A 14,989-nucleotide genomic window follows, 5' to 3' on the forward strand; every position below is an offset into this window, starting at 1 on the left:
CCCTGCCTGAGCAGGGGGCTGATACGTTCGCGTGACACGCTGCGGGAAAATTAACCCAGCTGTTTACGCGCATTGCGGAAGATACGCATCCACGGGCTGTCTTCGCCCCAGTTTTCCGGGTGCCAGGAGTTGCTCACGGTGCGGAAGACGCGTTCCGGGTGCGGCATCATGATAGTCGCGCGCCCGCTTTCGCTGGTCACGGCGGTGATACCGTTCGGGGAACCGTTCGGGTTCGCCGGATAGGTTTCGGTCACTTTGCCGAAGTTATCCACGAAGCGCAGCGCCACCAGGCCTTTGCTCTCCAGCTGGGCCAGATGCGCGCTGTCGCGCACTTCCACCTGACCTTCGCCGTGGGAGACCGCAATCGGCATCTGTGAGCCAACCATGCCTTGCAGCAGCAGAGACGGGCTTTGCGTCACTTCCACCAGGCTGAAGCGCGCTTCAAAGCGGTCAGAGTGGTTGCGCACAAAGCGCGGCCACAGGTCGCTGCCCGGGATCAGCTCGCGCAGATTGGACATCATCTGACAGCCGTTGCACACGCCGAGCGCCAGGGTCTGCGGACGATGGAAGAAGGTCGCGAACTCATCGCGCACGCGCTCGTTGAACAGAATCGACTTCGCCCAGCCTTCACCTGCCCCCAGCACGTCGCCGTAGGAGAAGCCGCCGCAGGCCACCAGGGCATGGAAATCGCCCAGACCGGTGCGGCCCGCCAGCAGGTCGCTCATATGCACGTCAATGGCGTCAAAGCCAGCGCGATGGAAGGCCGCCGCCATTTCAACGTGAGAGTTCACACCCTGCTCGCGCAGGACGGCCACTTTCGGACGCGCGCCGGTGGCAATGTACGGTGCGGCGACATCGTCATTAATATCAAACGAGAGCTTCACATTGAGGCCCGGGTCGGCGTCGTTGGCTTTCGCCTCGTGCTCCTGATCGGCGCAGGCCGGGTTGTCGCGCAGACGCTGCATCTGCCAGGTGGTTTCCGCCCACCACATGCGCAGCGTGGTGCGGCTTTCGCTAAACACCGTCTGACCACCGGCGGTCAGCACGAAGCGATCGCCCTCGACCGCTTTACCGAGGTAATGCACACAGTCCGCCAGGCCGTTAACCGCCAGAATGGCTTCCACCGCCTCACGGTCTGCGGCGCGGACCTGGATCACCGCCCCCAGCTCTTCGTTGAACAGCGCCGCCAGACGGTCGTCGCCCAGCGCGGCGATATCCGCCTCCACACCGCAGTGGCCGGTAAAGGCCATTTCCGCCAGGGTGACCAGCAGGCCGCCGTCGGAGCGGTCGTGGTAGGCCAGCAGTTTACGCTGCGCCACCAGGGCCTGCATCGCATCCCAGAAGCCTTTCAGCTGCGCGACATCGCGCACGTCAGCCGGCTTGTCGCCGAGCTGGCGATAGACCTGCGCCAGCGCCGTCGCGCCCAGCGCGTTGTGCCCTTTACCGAGGTCGATCAACAGCAGGGCGTTATCTTCCGTCAAGAGCTGCGGCGTGACGGTATGACGAACATCTTCGACACGGGCGAAGGCGGAGATCACCAGCGACAGCGGAGAGGTCATCTCACGCTGCTCGCTGCCTTCCTGCCAGCGGGTTTTCATCGACATTGAGTCTTTGCCGACCGGAATGGTCAGGCCCAGCGCCGGGCACAGCTCTTCGCCCACCGCTTTCACCGCCTCATACAGGCCAGCGTCTTCGCCCGGGTGGCCGGCAGCGGCCATCCAGTTAGCCGACAGCTTCACGCGGTTCAGCTCGCCAATCTGCGTGGCGGCGATGTTGGTCAGCGCTTCGCCAACCGCCAGACGGCCGGAGGCGGCGAAGTCCAGCAGAGCAACCGGGGCGCGCTCGCCCATCGCCATCGCTTCGCCGTAGTAGCTGTCGAGGCTGGCGGTGGTTACCGCGCAGTTGGCCACCGGGATCTGCCACGGGCCGACCATCTGGTCGCGGGCGACCATGCCGGTCACGGTGCGGTCGCCGATGGTCACGAGGAAGGTTTTCTCGGCCACCGTCGGCAGGTGCAGAACGCGATTAACCGCATCGGCGATGGTAATCGGTTGGCGATCCAGCGCGCTGCCCTGGGCTTTCAGGGTCTGCACGTCACGGGTCATTTTCGGCGTTTTGCCAAGCAGGACGTCCAGCGGCAGATCGATCGGCTGATCGTTAAAGTGGCTGTCGCTCAGGCTCAGGTGCTGCTCGGCGGTGGCTTCGCCGATAACCGCATAAGGCGCGCGCTCGCGGCGGCACAGCTCGTCGAACAGCGGCAGTTGCTCCGGGGCGACCGCCAGGACATAACGTTCCTGCGATTCGTTACACCAGATCTCCAGCGGGCTCATGCCTGGCTCATCGCTCAGGATATCGCGCAGCTGGAATTTACCGCCGCGGCCGCCGTCGCTGACCAGCTCCGGCATGGCGTTGGAGAGACCGCCGGCGCCGACGTCGTGGATAAACAGGATCGGGTTGGCGTCGCCCAGCTGCCAGCAGCGGTCAATCACTTCCTGACAGCGACGCTCCATTTCCGGGTTGTCACGCTGGACGGAGGCGAAATCGAGGTCGGCATCGGACTGGCCGGAGGCCATGGAAGACGCCGCGCCGCCGCCGAGGCCGATGTTCATCGCCGGGCCGCCCAGCACGATCAGCTTCGCGCCGACGGTAATCTCGCCCTTCTGCACGTGCTCGCCGCGGATGTTACCGATACCGCCGGCCAGCATGATCGGTTTGTGGTAGCCGCGCAGCTCTTCGCCGTTATGGCTGGTGACTTTCTCTTCATAGGTGCGGAAGTAGCCGTTCAGCGCCGGACGACCAAATTCGTTGTTAAACGCCGCGCCGCCCAGAGGGCCTTCGGTCATGATGTCCAGGGCGGTGACGATGCGATCCGGTTTCCCGAAATCTTCTTCCCACGGCTGTTCGAAGCCCGGGATGCGCAGGTTGGAAACCGAGAAGCCCACCAGACCCGCTTTCGGCTTCGCGCCGCGGCCGGTGGCGCCTTCATCGCGGATCTCGCCGCCGGAGCCGGTTGCCGCGCCCGGCCATGGGGAGATGGCCGTCGGGTGGTTATGGGTTTCCACCTTCATCAGAATGTGCGCCGGCTCCTGATGGAAGTCGTAGCGCCCGGTCTGGTGGTCGGCAAAATAGCGCCCCACTTCAGACCCTTCCATCACCGCGGCGTTGTCTTTATAGGCCGACAGGACGTAGTCCGGCGTTTTTTCGAAGGTGTTTTTGATCATTTTGAACAGCGACTTCGGCTGCTGTTCGCCGTCGATGATCCAGTCGGCGTTGAAAATCTTGTGGCGACAGTGCTCTGAGTTCGCCTGGGCGAACATGTACAGCTCGATGTCGTTCGGATTGCGTCCCAGACGGGTAAACGCGTCCTGCAGGTAGTCAATTTCGTCATCTGCCAGCGCCAGACCCAAACGGAGGTTGGCGTCAATCAGCGCCTGACGCCCTTCGCCCAGCAGGTCAACGCTGGTCACCGGCGTCGGCTGATGGTGAGCGAACAGCTTTTCGCCCGCTTCCAGCGCGTCGAAGACGCTCTCCATCATGCGGTCGTGCAGTTCCGCCGCCACCGCGGTCCACTGCGCTTCGCTCAGGGTCGAGGCTTCAACATAATACGCCACGCCGCGCTCCAGACGCACAACCTGAGCCAGGCCGCAGTTATGGGCGATATCGGTAGCTTTAGAAGACCAGGGAGAGATGGTGCCAGGGCGAGGGGTCACGAGCAGTAATTTACCGGTCGGGGTATGGCTGTTTAAGCTCGGGCCATATTTAAGCAGTCGCGCCAGGCGCTCGCGATCGTCAGCGCTCAGCGGGGCGTTCAGATCGGCAAAATGAATATACTCGGCGTATATGGCGCTTACCGGAAGGTTGGCCGCCTGAAATCGTGCCAGCAGTTTATTAATACGGAATGCCGACAGTGCAGGTGAACCACGCAAAATTTCCATCATAAGTCTCTCGTCTTCGAAGCTTTCAGGGTGAGCCAGGGGGGGAAACGGGCGTCATTATAGTGAATCCTGCGCCCCGACGAAACCGTTTGCGTAGAAATAAAATCATTGATGCTGTTTATCAATAAATGTGACGCCTATCGCGAATAAGTTGCCAACTGGCGCATTCTTAAGCAGAATGCCGCTCATTCGACGACAACCTTGCGTTTTTTCCGGACATCGCCTGCTGAGGAACCTGAAGCTGCAGAAGATTAACGCGCTGAAAAAATTAAAGATTAATTATCTGCTGATCGGCATTGTCACCCTTTTGCTGGCGGCTGCCCTGTGGCCGTCGATCCCCTGGTCCGGTAAACCCGAGAACCGGGTGGCGGGTATTATCGCTCGCGGCGAGCTGCGCATCAGCACCATCAACTCGCCGATGACCTTTGCCACCATGAACAATAAAACGTTCGGCCTGGACTACGAACTGGCGAAGCAGTTTGCCGACTACCTCGGCGTGACGCTTAAGATAACCGTCCGGCAGAACATCAGCCAGCTGTTTGACGACCTCGACGACGGTCAGGCCGATATGCTGGCTGCCGGGCTGGTCTATAACCAGGAGCGGGTGAAAAACTATCAGGCCGGCCCCACCTACTATTCTGTTTCGCAACAGCTGGTCTACCGCGTCGGCAATACCCGGCCGCGCAGCCTCGCGGCGCTGACCGCCGAGCAGCTCGCCATCGCTCCGGGCCACGTGGCGATCAACGACCTGCAGACCTTAAAAGCCGAGAAATACCCGGATCTTGCCTGGCGCGTGGACGAAAAACGCGGCACCACGGCGCTGATGCAGGCGGTGATTGACGGCAAACTCGATTACACCATCGCCGACTCGGTGGCCGTCAGCCTGTTTCAGCGCGTCCATCCGGAGCTGGCGGTAGCCCTCGATATCACCGACGAACAGCCGGTCACCTGGTTCAGCGCCCGGGACGATGATAATTCCCTGTCGGCGGCGATGCTTGATTTCTTCAACAACATCAATGAAGACGGCACCCTGGCGCGCCTGGAGGAGAAGTACCTCGGCCACGGCAACGATTTTGATTACGTCGATACCCGCACCTTCCTGCGCGCGGTGGAAAACATTCTTCCGGAGGTGCAGCCGCTGTTTGAAAAGTACGCCCGCGAGATCGACTGGCGCCTGCTGGCCGCCATCGCCTGGCAGGAATCCCACTGGGATCCACAGGCCACCTCTCCTACCGGCGTGCGCGGCATGATGATGCTCACGCGCAATACGGCGCAAAGTCTGGGGCTGACTGACCGGACCGATGCGGCGCAGAGTATCGACGGCGGCATGCGCTATCTACAGGATATGATGGATAAAGTGCCGGATTCGATCCCGAAAGATGAACGCATCTGGTTTGCGCTGGCCGCTTACAATATGGGCTATGCCCATATGCTGGACGCCATGGCGCTCACCCGCAAACAGAAAGGCAATCCTAACAGCTGGGCGGACGTTAAGCTGCGTTTACCGCTGCTGAGCCAGAAACCCTATTACAGCAAACTAAAATACGGCTATGCCCGCGGCCATGAGGCCTACGCCTATGTGGAAAACATCCGCAAATATCAGATAAGCCTTGTCGGCTATTTGTCAGAGAAGGAGCGCCAGCAGCAGCAAATGCTGGCCCTGGCGGAAGATTACCCGGCCGTGCTCCCCAATGAGCTCGAACAGCCGCAGGAGACCACCCTGCCCTTTTTCAAGTTTCGCGCCGAAAAACAGATGGATAATGCCCGGATGAAACTCCCAGGCCACCTGTATTAACTTTCCCCGTTCTGCTCCCGGGCTTTCTTCAGCGCTTTTTTCTCTTCCCGCCGCCAGCGGAAGAAGTCGCTCAGCATGGCAGAGCAGGACTCCGCCAGCACGCCTTCGCTAATCTCAACCCGATGGTTCATTCCCGGGTGATGCAGAACATCCATCAGCGAGCCGGCGGCACCGGTCTTGGCATCCCTGGCGCCAAACACCAGGCGGGCGATACGGCTGTGCACCATCGCCCCCGCGCACATCACGCAGGGCTCGAGGGTCACGTATAGCGTGGCATCGATCAGGCGGTAGTTTTGCAGCACCAGTCCGCCCTGGCGTAAGGCCATAATTTCCGCATGGGCGGTAGGGTCGTGACGGCCTATCGGCCGGTTCCAGCCCTCGCCAATGACCTGATTGTTATGCACCAGCACCGCGCCCACCGGTACCTCACCCTCTTCCCAGGCGCGCTTCGCCAGCGTCAGGGCATGACGCATCCAGTATTCATCATTGAGTTCGAGGTCAGACACAGCGGCCACTCCAGCAGAAAAAGCGGGGCGCATTATACATGGGAGCTATCAATTACACACTATTACTCCAGCTGCTGCAGCTCTCCCTGCGGAGTGACCCGCCAGCGATGCTGGCAAAAGCCGAGCAACGGGTTATCCTGCTCGCTGTCGCTATAGCCGCTATACAGCTGCAGCGGTGCGCCAATCTTTTTCTCCAGCTGCACCACCTTTTCATGGCCCAGGCAGCGCAGGGTCAATACCCAGCCGCCCCAGCGGCGCGCGGTGCGGCTGGCTATCAGATTCACCCGCGGCAGCCAGAGGGTATCGCGATAGACCTGTTCCACCAGCGACTGCGGCGAGCCGGTGATCAACCAGACGTCGGCATCGGTACTGGTCAGGTAGGCCGTCAGCCGCGCATGAACCACGGGAAACGCTGTCACATGATGACGAAACCAGCCGACAAACTCCGCTTCCAGCCGCTTCAGTACCGCCTCGCGACGGCCAAAGGTTGACGCCCATAGCAGGAGGCTCATCGGCCAGCGCGCCGCCCGCCCGCACACCGCCAGCCCGGCAAGGATCACCGGCCCCATCGCCACCACCAGCAGCAGGTTCAGCGGCAGATGGCGCAGCAGGTAGCGCAGAAAACTGCCGAACATATCCTGTTGATGCAAGGTTCCGTCCAGATCGAAAAACACCACTCTCCGTTCACTGTGCTGCAAACTGCCCCCTTCTCTCAGGATTCACTTCTCGTTAGGGTAAGCTTAACAGTCTTATGCCATGAAGAGGGAAAACATCCCTGCCGTTAAGGAAGAATTAAATTAGCAGGCGAAGGAAAAATTGTGGCTTATGAATTTTTAATTCGTGGTATACCCCTTATAATCGAATAAAAATTCTTTCAGTCACGAGCCGGACGGCTCCAGCGGAGCTCCAATGAACTGTTTAACGCGTATTCGTCAGCGCTATCCCACCCTGGCGGCGAGCGACAAAAAGTTGGCCGATTTTATTCTGAGCCAACCCGATGACACCCGGCACCTCAGCTCACAGCAGCTGGCGACGGAAGCCGGGGTGAGTCAGTCCAGCGTGGTTAAATTTGCCCAAAAACTGGGGTTCAAAGGCTTTCCGGCGCTGAAGCTGGCGCTGAGTGAAGCGCTGGCCAGCAGCCCGGATCCGCACTCCGTCCCGGTACATAACCACATTCGCGGTGACGACCCGCTACGTCTGGTGGGCGAGAAACTCATCAAAGACAATGTCGCCGCCATGCATGCCTCGCTGGACGTCAACACTGAAGAGACGCTGCGGGAAGCCGTCACGCTGCTGCGCAACGCCCGGCGGGTGATCGTCACCGGGATTGGCGCGTCCGGCCTGGTGGCGCGTAACTTTAGCTGGAAGCTGATGAAGATCGGCGTCAACGCTGTCTCTGAGCAGGATATGCACGCTCTGCTGGCGACGGTGCAGGCCATGTCCAGCGACGATCTGCTGCTGGCGATCTCTTACTCCGGCGAGCGTCGGGAGATCAATATGGCGGCCGGTGAAGCGCTGCGCGTCGGCTGTAAGATCCTGGCGATCACCGGCTTTAGCCCTAACGCCCTGCAGCAGCAGGCGACCCACTGCCTGTATACTATCGCCGAAGAGCAGGCGACGCGCAGCGCGGCCATCTCCTCCACCAGCGCGCAAATGATGCTCACCGACCTGCTGTTTATGGGGCTGGTGCAGCAGGATCTGGAGCGGGCGCCGGAGCGCATTCGCCATAGCGAAGCGCTGGTGAAAAAGCTGGTCTGAGCAGAAAATGGGCGTATAATGCCCGCCCTGTTTGTGTTGTTTCTGAGATTTTCCTGATGGCGCTGTTAATTACCAAAAAATGCATCAACTGCGATATGTGCGAGCCGGAGTGCCCCAATGAGGCCATTTCGATGGGTGACAGCATTTATGAAATTAACAGCGACCGCTGCACCGAATGCGTGGGCCATTACGATACGCCCACCTGCCAGAAGGTGTGCCCGATCCCGAATACTATTCTGAAAGATCCGGCACACGTCGAGAGTGAAGAACAGCTGTGGGATAAATTCGTCCTGATGCACCACGCGGATAAAATTTAACCGCCGTCGCGCTTAGCTTTCGACAATCACCGTGGCGCAGGCGTAATGGCGCTCATCGGCGAGCGTGACATGAATATGGCTCACCCCCAACCGTTCCGCCAGCCGTTGCGCCTCACCCCATAGCCGCAGCTTCGGCTTGCCCAGCTCATCGTTGTAAACTTCGAACTGATTAAAGGCCAGCCCGTTGCGGATCCCGGTCCCCAGCGCTTTCGCCGCCGCTTCCTTGACCGCAAAGCGTTTCGCCAGGAAACGCACCGGCTGCTGGTGCTGCTCCCAAATGCTCCATTCATGGTCGCTCAGCACCCGGCGGGCAAGGCGATCGCCGCTGCGGGCGATCACCGCTTCGATGCGGGCGATCTCGACGATGTCGGTACCCAGCCCGAGAATGGCCATTAGCCGCGCGCTTCCAGCATCAGACGCTTCATTTCCGCGACCGCCTCTTTCAGGCCGCTCATCACCGCGCGGCCAATAATCGCGTGGCCGATATTCAGCTCATGCATTTCCGGCAGCGCGGCAATCGCTTTCACGTTATGATAGGTCAGACCGTGACCCGCATTAACCTTCAGGCCGAGGCTGGCGGCGTAGGCGGCCGCTTTGGCAATGCGTTCCAGCTCCTTCGCCTGCTCGGCGTCGGTTTTAGCATCGGCATAGCAGCCGGTATGGATTTCGATATAAGGCGCGCCAACGTCCGCTGCCGCTTTAATTTGTGCTTCATCCGCATCGATAAACAGGGAGACCAGGATGCCGGCATCCGCCAGGCGTTGACAGGCATCACGCATCTTGTCGCGCTGGCCGGCGACGTCCAGCCCGCCTTCGGTGGTCACTTCCTGGCGCTTCTCCGGCACCAGGCAGCAGAAATGCGGTTTGGTTTCGCAGGCGATCGTCAGCATCTCTTCGGTGACCGCCATTTCAAGATTCATGCGGGTGTGCAGCGTCTGGCGCAGGATACGCACATCGCGATCGGTGATATGGCGGCGGTCTTCGCGCAGATGCACGGTAATGCCGTCGGCGCCGGCCTGTTCGGCAATGAAAGCCGCCTGAACCGGATCCGGGTAGGCGGTGCCGCGGGCGTTACGCAAGGTCGCGATATGGTCAATATTGACCCCTAACAGTAATTCAGCCATGACAATCCTCGTTAATCATTCTTCGTATTATCCGCTCGCGCCTTTCGCGCGGGCATAAACTGGCGAAACAATTCCCGGCTCTTGAGCGGTTTGCCGCCGAGATAGGGCTTCAGGGCGATACGGGTAAAGCGCTTCGCGGCGCGCAGCGTATCAACATCAGGAAACTCGCGACTCGCCAACGCTTTCAAATGGTGCCCGGTAAACGTGTTGTTATCAATCACCAGGCTGGCAATAAAGCCTTTTTCTTCGCGATAGCGGTAGGTCATGGTGTCGTCCACCGGCTCGCCGCTCCCGGCGCAGTGGAGAAAATCCACGCCATAGCCCAGGTGCCCGAGCAGCGCCAGCTCAAAGCGCCGCAGCGCCGGCTCCGGCGAGCCGCTGGCCCCGGCGAGCGCCTGAATGCAGTGCAAATAGTCAAAAAAGAGTTCGGAGAAGCGCGTTTCGTGCTCCAGCACACGGGAGATAAGCTCGTTAACGTAAAGACCGCTGTAGAGGGTGATGCCGCTGAGCGGCAGCGCCAGCGAGACAGCTTCCGCGCTGCGCAGGGTTTTGACTTCGCCGCGGCCGCCGAAGCGAACCAGCAAGGGGGTAAAGGGCTGTAAAGCGCCTTTAAGATTCGAGCGTTTGGAGCGTGCGCCCTTGGCAACCAGGCGCACGCGACCGGATTCTTCCGTGAAGACGTCCAGCATCAGGCTGGTTTCGCTCCACGGTCGGCTATGCAGGACAAAGGCGCGCTGCCATCCATCCACGTTGCGTTAACTCAGAGGTCGTCAACATAACCGAGACTGCGCAGGGCGCGCTCGTCATCGGCCCAGCCGGATTTCACTTTAACCCACAGCTCGAGGTGCACCGGCGCTTCAAACATCTCCTGCATGTCCTTACGCGCTTCGATACCGATGGTTTTGATTTTGGCGCCTTTGTTGCCAATCACCATCTTCTTCTGCCCTTCACGCTCGACGAGGATCAGGCCGTTGATGTCGTAACCGCCGCGCTCGTTGGTCACAAAACGTTCGATTTCCACGGTGACGGAGTACGGCAGCTCAGCGCCAAGGAAACGCATCAGTTTTTCACGGATGATTTCGGAGGCCATAAAGCGCTGGGAACGATCGGTAATATAATCTTCCGGGAAGTGATGGATCGCTTCCGGCAGATGCTTACGCACGATCGCCGCGATGGTGTCGACGTTGGTCCCCGTTTCCGCCGACATCGGCACGATATCAAGGAAGTTCATCTGGCTGGCGAGGAACTGCAGGTGCGGTAACAGATCCGCTTTTTCCTGCACGTTATCTACCTTGTTGACCGCGAGGATCACCGGCGCTTTCGCGTCGCGCAGCTTGTTGAGCACCATCTCGTCGTCCTGCGTCCAGCGGGTGCCTTCCACCACGAAGATGACCAGTTCAACATCGCCAATCGAGCTGCTGGCCGCTTTGTTCATCAGGCGGTTAATGGCGCGCTTCTCTTCCATATGCAGGCCCGGAGTATCGACGTAAATCGCCTGATACGGCCCTTCGGTATGGATGCCGACGATGCGGTGACGGGTGGTCTGCGCTTTACGGGAGGTGATCGAGATCTTCTGCCCAAGCAGCTTATTCAACAGCGTGGATTTGCCAACGTTTGGACGACCCACGATGGCGACAAACCCACAATAACTTTTTTCTTCGCTCATTCCAGCTCCAGCTTTTTCAGCGCCTGTTCGGCGGCAGCCTGCTCCGCCTTACGACGGCTGGAACCTGTGCCAACCACCGGTTCACTCAGGCCACTGACCTGGCAGTGGATAGTAAATTCCTGATCGTGCGCTTCGCCGCGCACCTGGACCACCAGGTAGGACGGCAGCGGCAGATGACGACCCTGCAGATACTCCTGCAGACGCGTCTTCGGATCCTTTTGCTTATCGCCCGGGCTGATTTCGTCCAGACGAGTCTGGTACCAGGAGAGAATTAAGCGTTCAACGTTCTGAATATCGCTGTCGAGGAAAACCCCGCCAATTAACGCTTCAACGGTGTCCGCGAGAATCGATTCGCGACGGAAACCGCCGCTTTTCAGTTCGCCCGGCCCGAGGCGCAAGCATTCGCCCAGCTCAAACTCGCGGGCGATTTCCGCCAGCGTGTTGCCGCGCACCAGCGTCGCGCGCATACGGCTCATGTCGCCTTCATCCACGCGAGGAAAGCGATGATACAGCGCGTTAGCGATCACGAAACTTAAAATGGAGTCGCCTAAAAATTCCAGGCGCTCATTATGTTTGCTGCTGGCACTGCGGTGAGTTAATGCCTGTTGCAACAGCTCCTGATGATGAAAAGTGTAGCCCAGCTTTCGTTGAAGCCGATTAATTACGATGGGGTTCATGCGTTACCAATAAATGAATGCGTCAAAGATGCAGCACACGAAACCGACCTGAGCATACGCTTCAAACAGGAAGTTGAAACAGACCAATACGCTTTCGTGTGCAGTGTCACCCGGCAGAGCGACAACCAAAAACTTCGGGGGGATATTCTATACGCAACGACACGGGATGTCGTTAGTTTGAATGGATTTAAATACTAAATAATTCACGCCGCTGCGATAACAGCAGCGGCGTGAATTCAGCAGATGAAATTAATGAATTCCACCAATGCGCGATAACCGCACACCGGTCGGCCATTCACCTTCCTGCTTTTCAAAACTCATCCAGATAGCGGTGGCTTTTCCGACCAGGTTTGCTTCCGGCACAAAGCCCCAGTAACGGCTGTCGGCGCTGTTATCCCGGTTGTCGCCCATCATGAAGTACTGACCCGGCGGCACAATCCAGGTGGCCAGCGGCAGACCGCTCTGATGGTAATACATGCCAGCCTGATCCTGAGCAATCGGCACCATCAGAATACGATGCGTGACGTCGCCCAGCGTCTCCTGACGCTCGGTGAGGCGAATGCCGTCGGCTTTGGTTTCGCCCTTCGGCAGCTGCCAGAAACCGCTGCTCGCCTCGCCGCCGTTGCTGCGGGAGAAGGTCTGAACGAAATCGCTCGGCTCCACGTTGGAGTAAGTCACCGGCAGCGCGTTGCCGCAGGCCTGTCCGGAGCTACAGCCCGGCTGAATAGTGACCTGCTTGGCAATCGGATCGTAGGTGACCTTATCCCCCGGTAGCCCCACCGCGCGCTTGATGTAGTCCAGGCGCGGGTCTTCCGGATATTTAAACACCACGATGTCGCCGCGCTTCGGATGACCCGTCTCGATCAGCGTTTTCTGGTAGATAGGATCTTTAATGCCGTAGGCAAATTTCTCCACCAGGATGAAATCGCCAATCAGCAGAGTCGGCATCATCGAACCGGATGGGATCTGGAACGGCTCATAAATGAATGAACGTACCACCAGAACGATCGCCAGCACCGGGAAAACCGATGCGCCGGTTTCCAGCCAGCCCGGTTTCGGGCCGACTTTCTTCAACGTCTTTTTGTCCAGCTGCTCGCCGGTCGCTGCCTGAGCAGCGGCCTGACGCTCACGACGTTTCGGTGCAAAAATGAACTTGTCCAGGCACCATAAAACGCCCGTCACCAGGGTTGCAATCACCAGGATCAGGGCAAACATGTTCGCCATGCCAACTCCTTAGGGTTATTTGCCGTCTTTACCAACGTGCAGAATGGCGAGGAACGCTTCCTGCGGCAGTTCAACGTTACCGACCTGCTTCATACGCTTCTTACCTTCTTTCTGCTTCTGCAGCAGCTTTTTCTTACGGCTGACGTCACCGCCGTAGCATTTCGCCAGCACGTTTTTACGCAGCTGTTTCACGGTAGAGCGCGCGATGATGTGGTTGCCGATGGCCGCCTGAATCGCGATGTCGAACTGCTGACGCGGAATAAGATCTTTCATCTTTTCCACCAGCTCGCGGCCGCGATACGGCGCGTTATCGTTGTGGGTGATCAGCGCCAGCGCATCGACGCGCTCGCCGTTGATCAGCACATCGACGCGTACCATGTTCGACGCCTGGAAGCGTTTGAAGTTGTAGTCCAGCGACGCATAGCCGCGGGAGGTAGACTTCAGACGGTCGAAGAAGTCGAGCACCACTTCCGCCATCGGGATTTCGTAGGTCAGCGCCACCTGTTTACCGTGGTAAACCATGTTGGTCTGCACACCACGTTTCTCCACACACAGAGTGATCACGTTGCCGAGGAACTCCTGCGGCAGCAGCATGTGACACTCGGCGATCGGCTCGCGCAGCTCCTGAATATTATTCAGCGGCGGCAGCTTGGACGGGCTGTCGACGTAGATAACTTCTTTGGAGGTGGTCTCCACTTCGTAAACTACCGTCGGCGCGGTGGTGATCAGGTCGAGATCGTATTCACGCTCCAGACGCTCCTGAATGATCTCCATGTGCAGCAGGCCGAGGAAGCCGCAGCGGAAGCCGAAGCCCAGCGCGGTAGAACTTTCCGGCTCGTAGAACAGAGAGGCGTCGTTGAGGCTCAGTTTGCCCAGCGCGTCGCGGAAAGCTTCATAATCATCGGAGCTCACCGGGAACAGGCCGGCATACACCTGCGGTTTCACCTTCTTAAAGCCAGGCAGCGCTTTGTCTGCCGGGTTGCGGGCGGCGGTCAGGGTATCGCCCACCGGCGCGCCGAGGATGTCTTTGATCGCGCAGACCAGCCAGCCTACCTCGCCGCATTTCAGCTCGGTACGGTCAACCTGTTTCGGGGTAAAGATGCCCAGACGGTCGGCGTTATAGACCTGGCCGGTGCTCATGACCTTGATCTTATCGCCCTTGCGCATGGTGCCGTTTTTAATCCGCACCAGCGACACCACGCCGAGGTAGTTATCGAACCAGGAGTCGATAATCAGCGCCTGCAGCGGCGCGTCCGGATCGCCTTCCGGCGGCGGAATATCGCGCACCAGACGCTCCAGCACGTCGGTCACGCCGACGCCGGTTTTCGCCGAGCAGCGCACCGCATCGTGGGCATCGATCCCGACGATATCTTCAATCTCGTCCGCTACGCGCTCAGGGTCGGCCGCAGGCAGGTCGATCTTGTTGAGTACCGGAACGACCTCCAGGTCCATCTCCATGGCGGTGTAGCAGTTGGCCAGGGTCTGGGCTTCTACGCCCTGCCCGGCGTCAACCACCAGCAGCGCGCCTTCGCACGCGGCGAGGGAACGGGAGACTTCATAGGAGAAGTCCACGTGGCCCGGGGTGTCGATAAAGTTCAGCTGATAGGTCTCACCGTCGTTGGCCTTATAGTCCAGGGTGACGCTCTGCGCCTTGATGGTGATCCCGCGTTCGCGCTCAAGATCCATGGAGTCCAGAACCTGGGCTTCCATTTCACGATCAGAAAGGCCACCGCAAATCTGGATGATACGGTCAGACAGCGTCGACTTACCGTGGTCGATGTGAGCGATGATCGAAAAGTTACGTATATTCTTCATATTTAGAGTTAATTATGCCTTACGAGTATCATGAGGCCGCTGTACTGTGCCTGACGTTTTTTAATCCGAAAACGCCGCATTCTACACTACATCCTTGAAACCAGGAAATGCTGTTAGATCCAGCATAACCGCAGAAATTGTGGCGTTGTAACAGGAAGGGTAAATAAAGATA

At 59.1% G+C, this 14,989-nt stretch carries 13 protein-coding genes; 3 read left to right on the top strand and 10 right to left on the bottom strand.

All coding sequences use genetic code 11. The features are described 5' to 3' along the window. Positions 1–50 precede the first annotated feature (50 nt). Positions 51–3,938 carry a phosphoribosylformylglycinamidine synthase gene (gene purL / locus MKS11_RS15460; RefSeq protein ID WP_048295293.1) on the bottom strand — a complete coding sequence of 1,296 codons (3,888 nt, stop codon included), beginning with the start codon at positions 3,936–3,938 and terminating at the stop codon, positions 51–53. A gap of 175 nt (positions 3,939–4,113) precedes the next feature. On the opposite strand from purL, the gene mltF reads away from it, so the two are divergent. Beyond that, a complete protein-coding gene (gene mltF, locus MKS11_RS15465) occupies positions 4,114–5,730 on the top strand; it encodes a membrane-bound lytic murein transglycosylase MltF (RefSeq protein ID WP_048295294.1) in 1,617 nt (538 codons plus the stop codon). Here mltF and tadA read toward each other — a convergent pair. Beyond that, entirely contained in the window at positions 5,727–6,236 is a 510-nt protein-coding gene (gene tadA, locus MKS11_RS15470; protein ID WP_023318886.1) for a tRNA adenosine(34) deaminase TadA, read from the bottom strand. The genes mltF and tadA overlap by 4 nt on opposite strands. Before the next feature lie 62 nt (positions 6,237–6,298). Then, positions 6,299–6,934, bottom strand: coding sequence for a phosphatidylglycerophosphatase C (yfhb, locus tag MKS11_RS15475; protein ID WP_004201838.1), 636 nt, complete (start codon positions 6,932–6,934; stop codon positions 6,299–6,301). 211 nt (positions 6,935–7,145) lie between these two features. Between yfhb and MKS11_RS15480 the strand changes: the two genes are divergently transcribed. After that, complete coding sequence (locus MKS11_RS15480; protein ID WP_017900417.1) at positions 7,146–7,994, top strand: MurR/RpiR family transcriptional regulator; 849 nt, start codon at positions 7,146–7,148, stop codon at positions 7,992–7,994. Positions 7,995–8,050: 56 nt separating this feature from the next. After that, a complete protein-coding gene (locus tag MKS11_RS15485) occupies positions 8,051–8,311 on the top strand; it encodes a YfhL family 4Fe-4S dicluster ferredoxin (RefSeq protein WP_004144350.1) in 261 nt (86 codons plus the stop codon). A gap of 12 nt (positions 8,312–8,323) precedes the next feature. Here the strand turns inward: MKS11_RS15485 and acpS are convergent, their stop codons facing one another. The 7 genes from acpS to lepA form a co-directional block, all read right to left on the bottom strand. Then, positions 8,324–8,704 carry a holo-ACP synthase gene (gene acpS / locus MKS11_RS15490; protein WP_004201835.1) on the bottom strand — a complete coding sequence of 127 codons (381 nt, stop codon included), beginning with the start codon at positions 8,702–8,704 and terminating at the stop codon, positions 8,324–8,326. Then, complete coding sequence (pdxJ, locus tag MKS11_RS15495; protein ID WP_017900416.1) at positions 8,704–9,435, bottom strand: pyridoxine 5'-phosphate synthase; 732 nt, start codon at positions 9,433–9,435, stop codon at positions 8,704–8,706. The genes acpS and pdxJ overlap by 1 nt, the downstream gene beginning before the upstream one ends. Positions 9,436–9,446: 11 nt before the next feature. Continuing rightward, positions 9,447–10,184 (bottom strand): DNA repair protein RecO, encoded by a 738-nt coding sequence (gene recO, locus MKS11_RS15500; RefSeq protein ID WP_004201833.1) that lies wholly within the window; start codon positions 10,182–10,184, stop codon positions 9,447–9,449. An 11-nt stretch (positions 10,185–10,195) separates the two neighbouring features. Beyond that, the gene (gene era / locus MKS11_RS15505) at positions 10,196–11,101 is read right to left on the bottom strand and encodes a GTPase Era (protein ID WP_017900415.1); all 906 of its coding nucleotides are present in this window, start codon (positions 11,099–11,101) and stop codon (positions 10,196–10,198) included. Beyond that, on the bottom strand, positions 11,098–11,778 hold the full coding sequence (rnc, locus tag MKS11_RS15510; protein ID WP_002914065.1) for a ribonuclease III: 681 nt from the start codon (positions 11,776–11,778) through the stop codon (positions 11,098–11,100). Before rnc ends, era begins: the two co-directional genes overlap by 4 nt. 249 nt (positions 11,779–12,027) lie before the next feature. After that, on the bottom strand, positions 12,028–13,002 hold the full coding sequence (gene lepB, locus MKS11_RS15515; protein ID WP_004201827.1) for a signal peptidase I: 975 nt from the start codon (positions 13,000–13,002) through the stop codon (positions 12,028–12,030). Positions 13,003–13,017: 15 nt separating this feature from the next. Next, on the bottom strand, positions 13,018–14,817 hold the full coding sequence (gene lepA, locus MKS11_RS15520; protein ID WP_004201823.1) for a translation elongation factor 4: 1,800 nt from the start codon (positions 14,815–14,817) through the stop codon (positions 13,018–13,020). Positions 14,818–14,989 lie beyond the last annotated feature (172 nt).

Origin of the sequence: Klebsiella sp. K5-45 (assembly GCF_030128605.1) — a bacterium.
Taxonomy (GTDB): Bacteria; Pseudomonadota; Gammaproteobacteria; order Enterobacterales; family Enterobacteriaceae; genus Klebsiella; species Klebsiella quasipneumoniae.

Bases quoted from the DNA above. Each gene is read 5' to 3' on its own strand.
- purL (WP_048295293.1), bottom strand. From the start codon at position 3,938: ATGATGGAAATTTTGCGTGGTTCACCTGCACTGTCGGCATTCCGTATT.
- mltF (WP_048295294.1), top strand. From the start codon at position 4,114: ATGCCGCTCATTCGACGACAACCTTGCGTTTTTTCCGGACATCGCCTG.
- MKS11_RS15480 (WP_017900417.1), top strand. From the start codon at position 7,146: ATGAACTGTTTAACGCGTATTCGTCAGCGCTATCCCACCCTGGCGGCG.
- MKS11_RS15485 (WP_004144350.1), top strand. From the start codon at position 8,051: ATGGCGCTGTTAATTACCAAAAAATGCATCAACTGCGATATGTGCGAG.
- acpS (WP_004201835.1), bottom strand. From the start codon at position 8,704: ATGGCCATTCTCGGGCTGGGTACCGACATCGTCGAGATCGCCCGCATC.
- pdxJ (WP_017900416.1), bottom strand. From the start codon at position 9,435: ATGGCTGAATTACTGTTAGGGGTCAATATTGACCATATCGCGACCTTG.
- era (WP_017900415.1), bottom strand. From the start codon at position 11,101: ATGAGCGAAGAAAAAAGTTATTGTGGGTTTGTCGCCATCGTGGGTCGT.
- rnc (WP_002914065.1), bottom strand. From the start codon at position 11,778: ATGAACCCCATCGTAATTAATCGGCTTCAACGAAAGCTGGGCTACACT.
- lepB (WP_004201827.1), bottom strand. From the start codon at position 13,002: ATGGCGAACATGTTTGCCCTGATCCTGGTGATTGCAACCCTGGTGACG.
- lepA (WP_004201823.1), bottom strand. From the start codon at position 14,817: ATGAAGAATATACGTAACTTTTCGATCATCGCTCACATCGACCACGGT.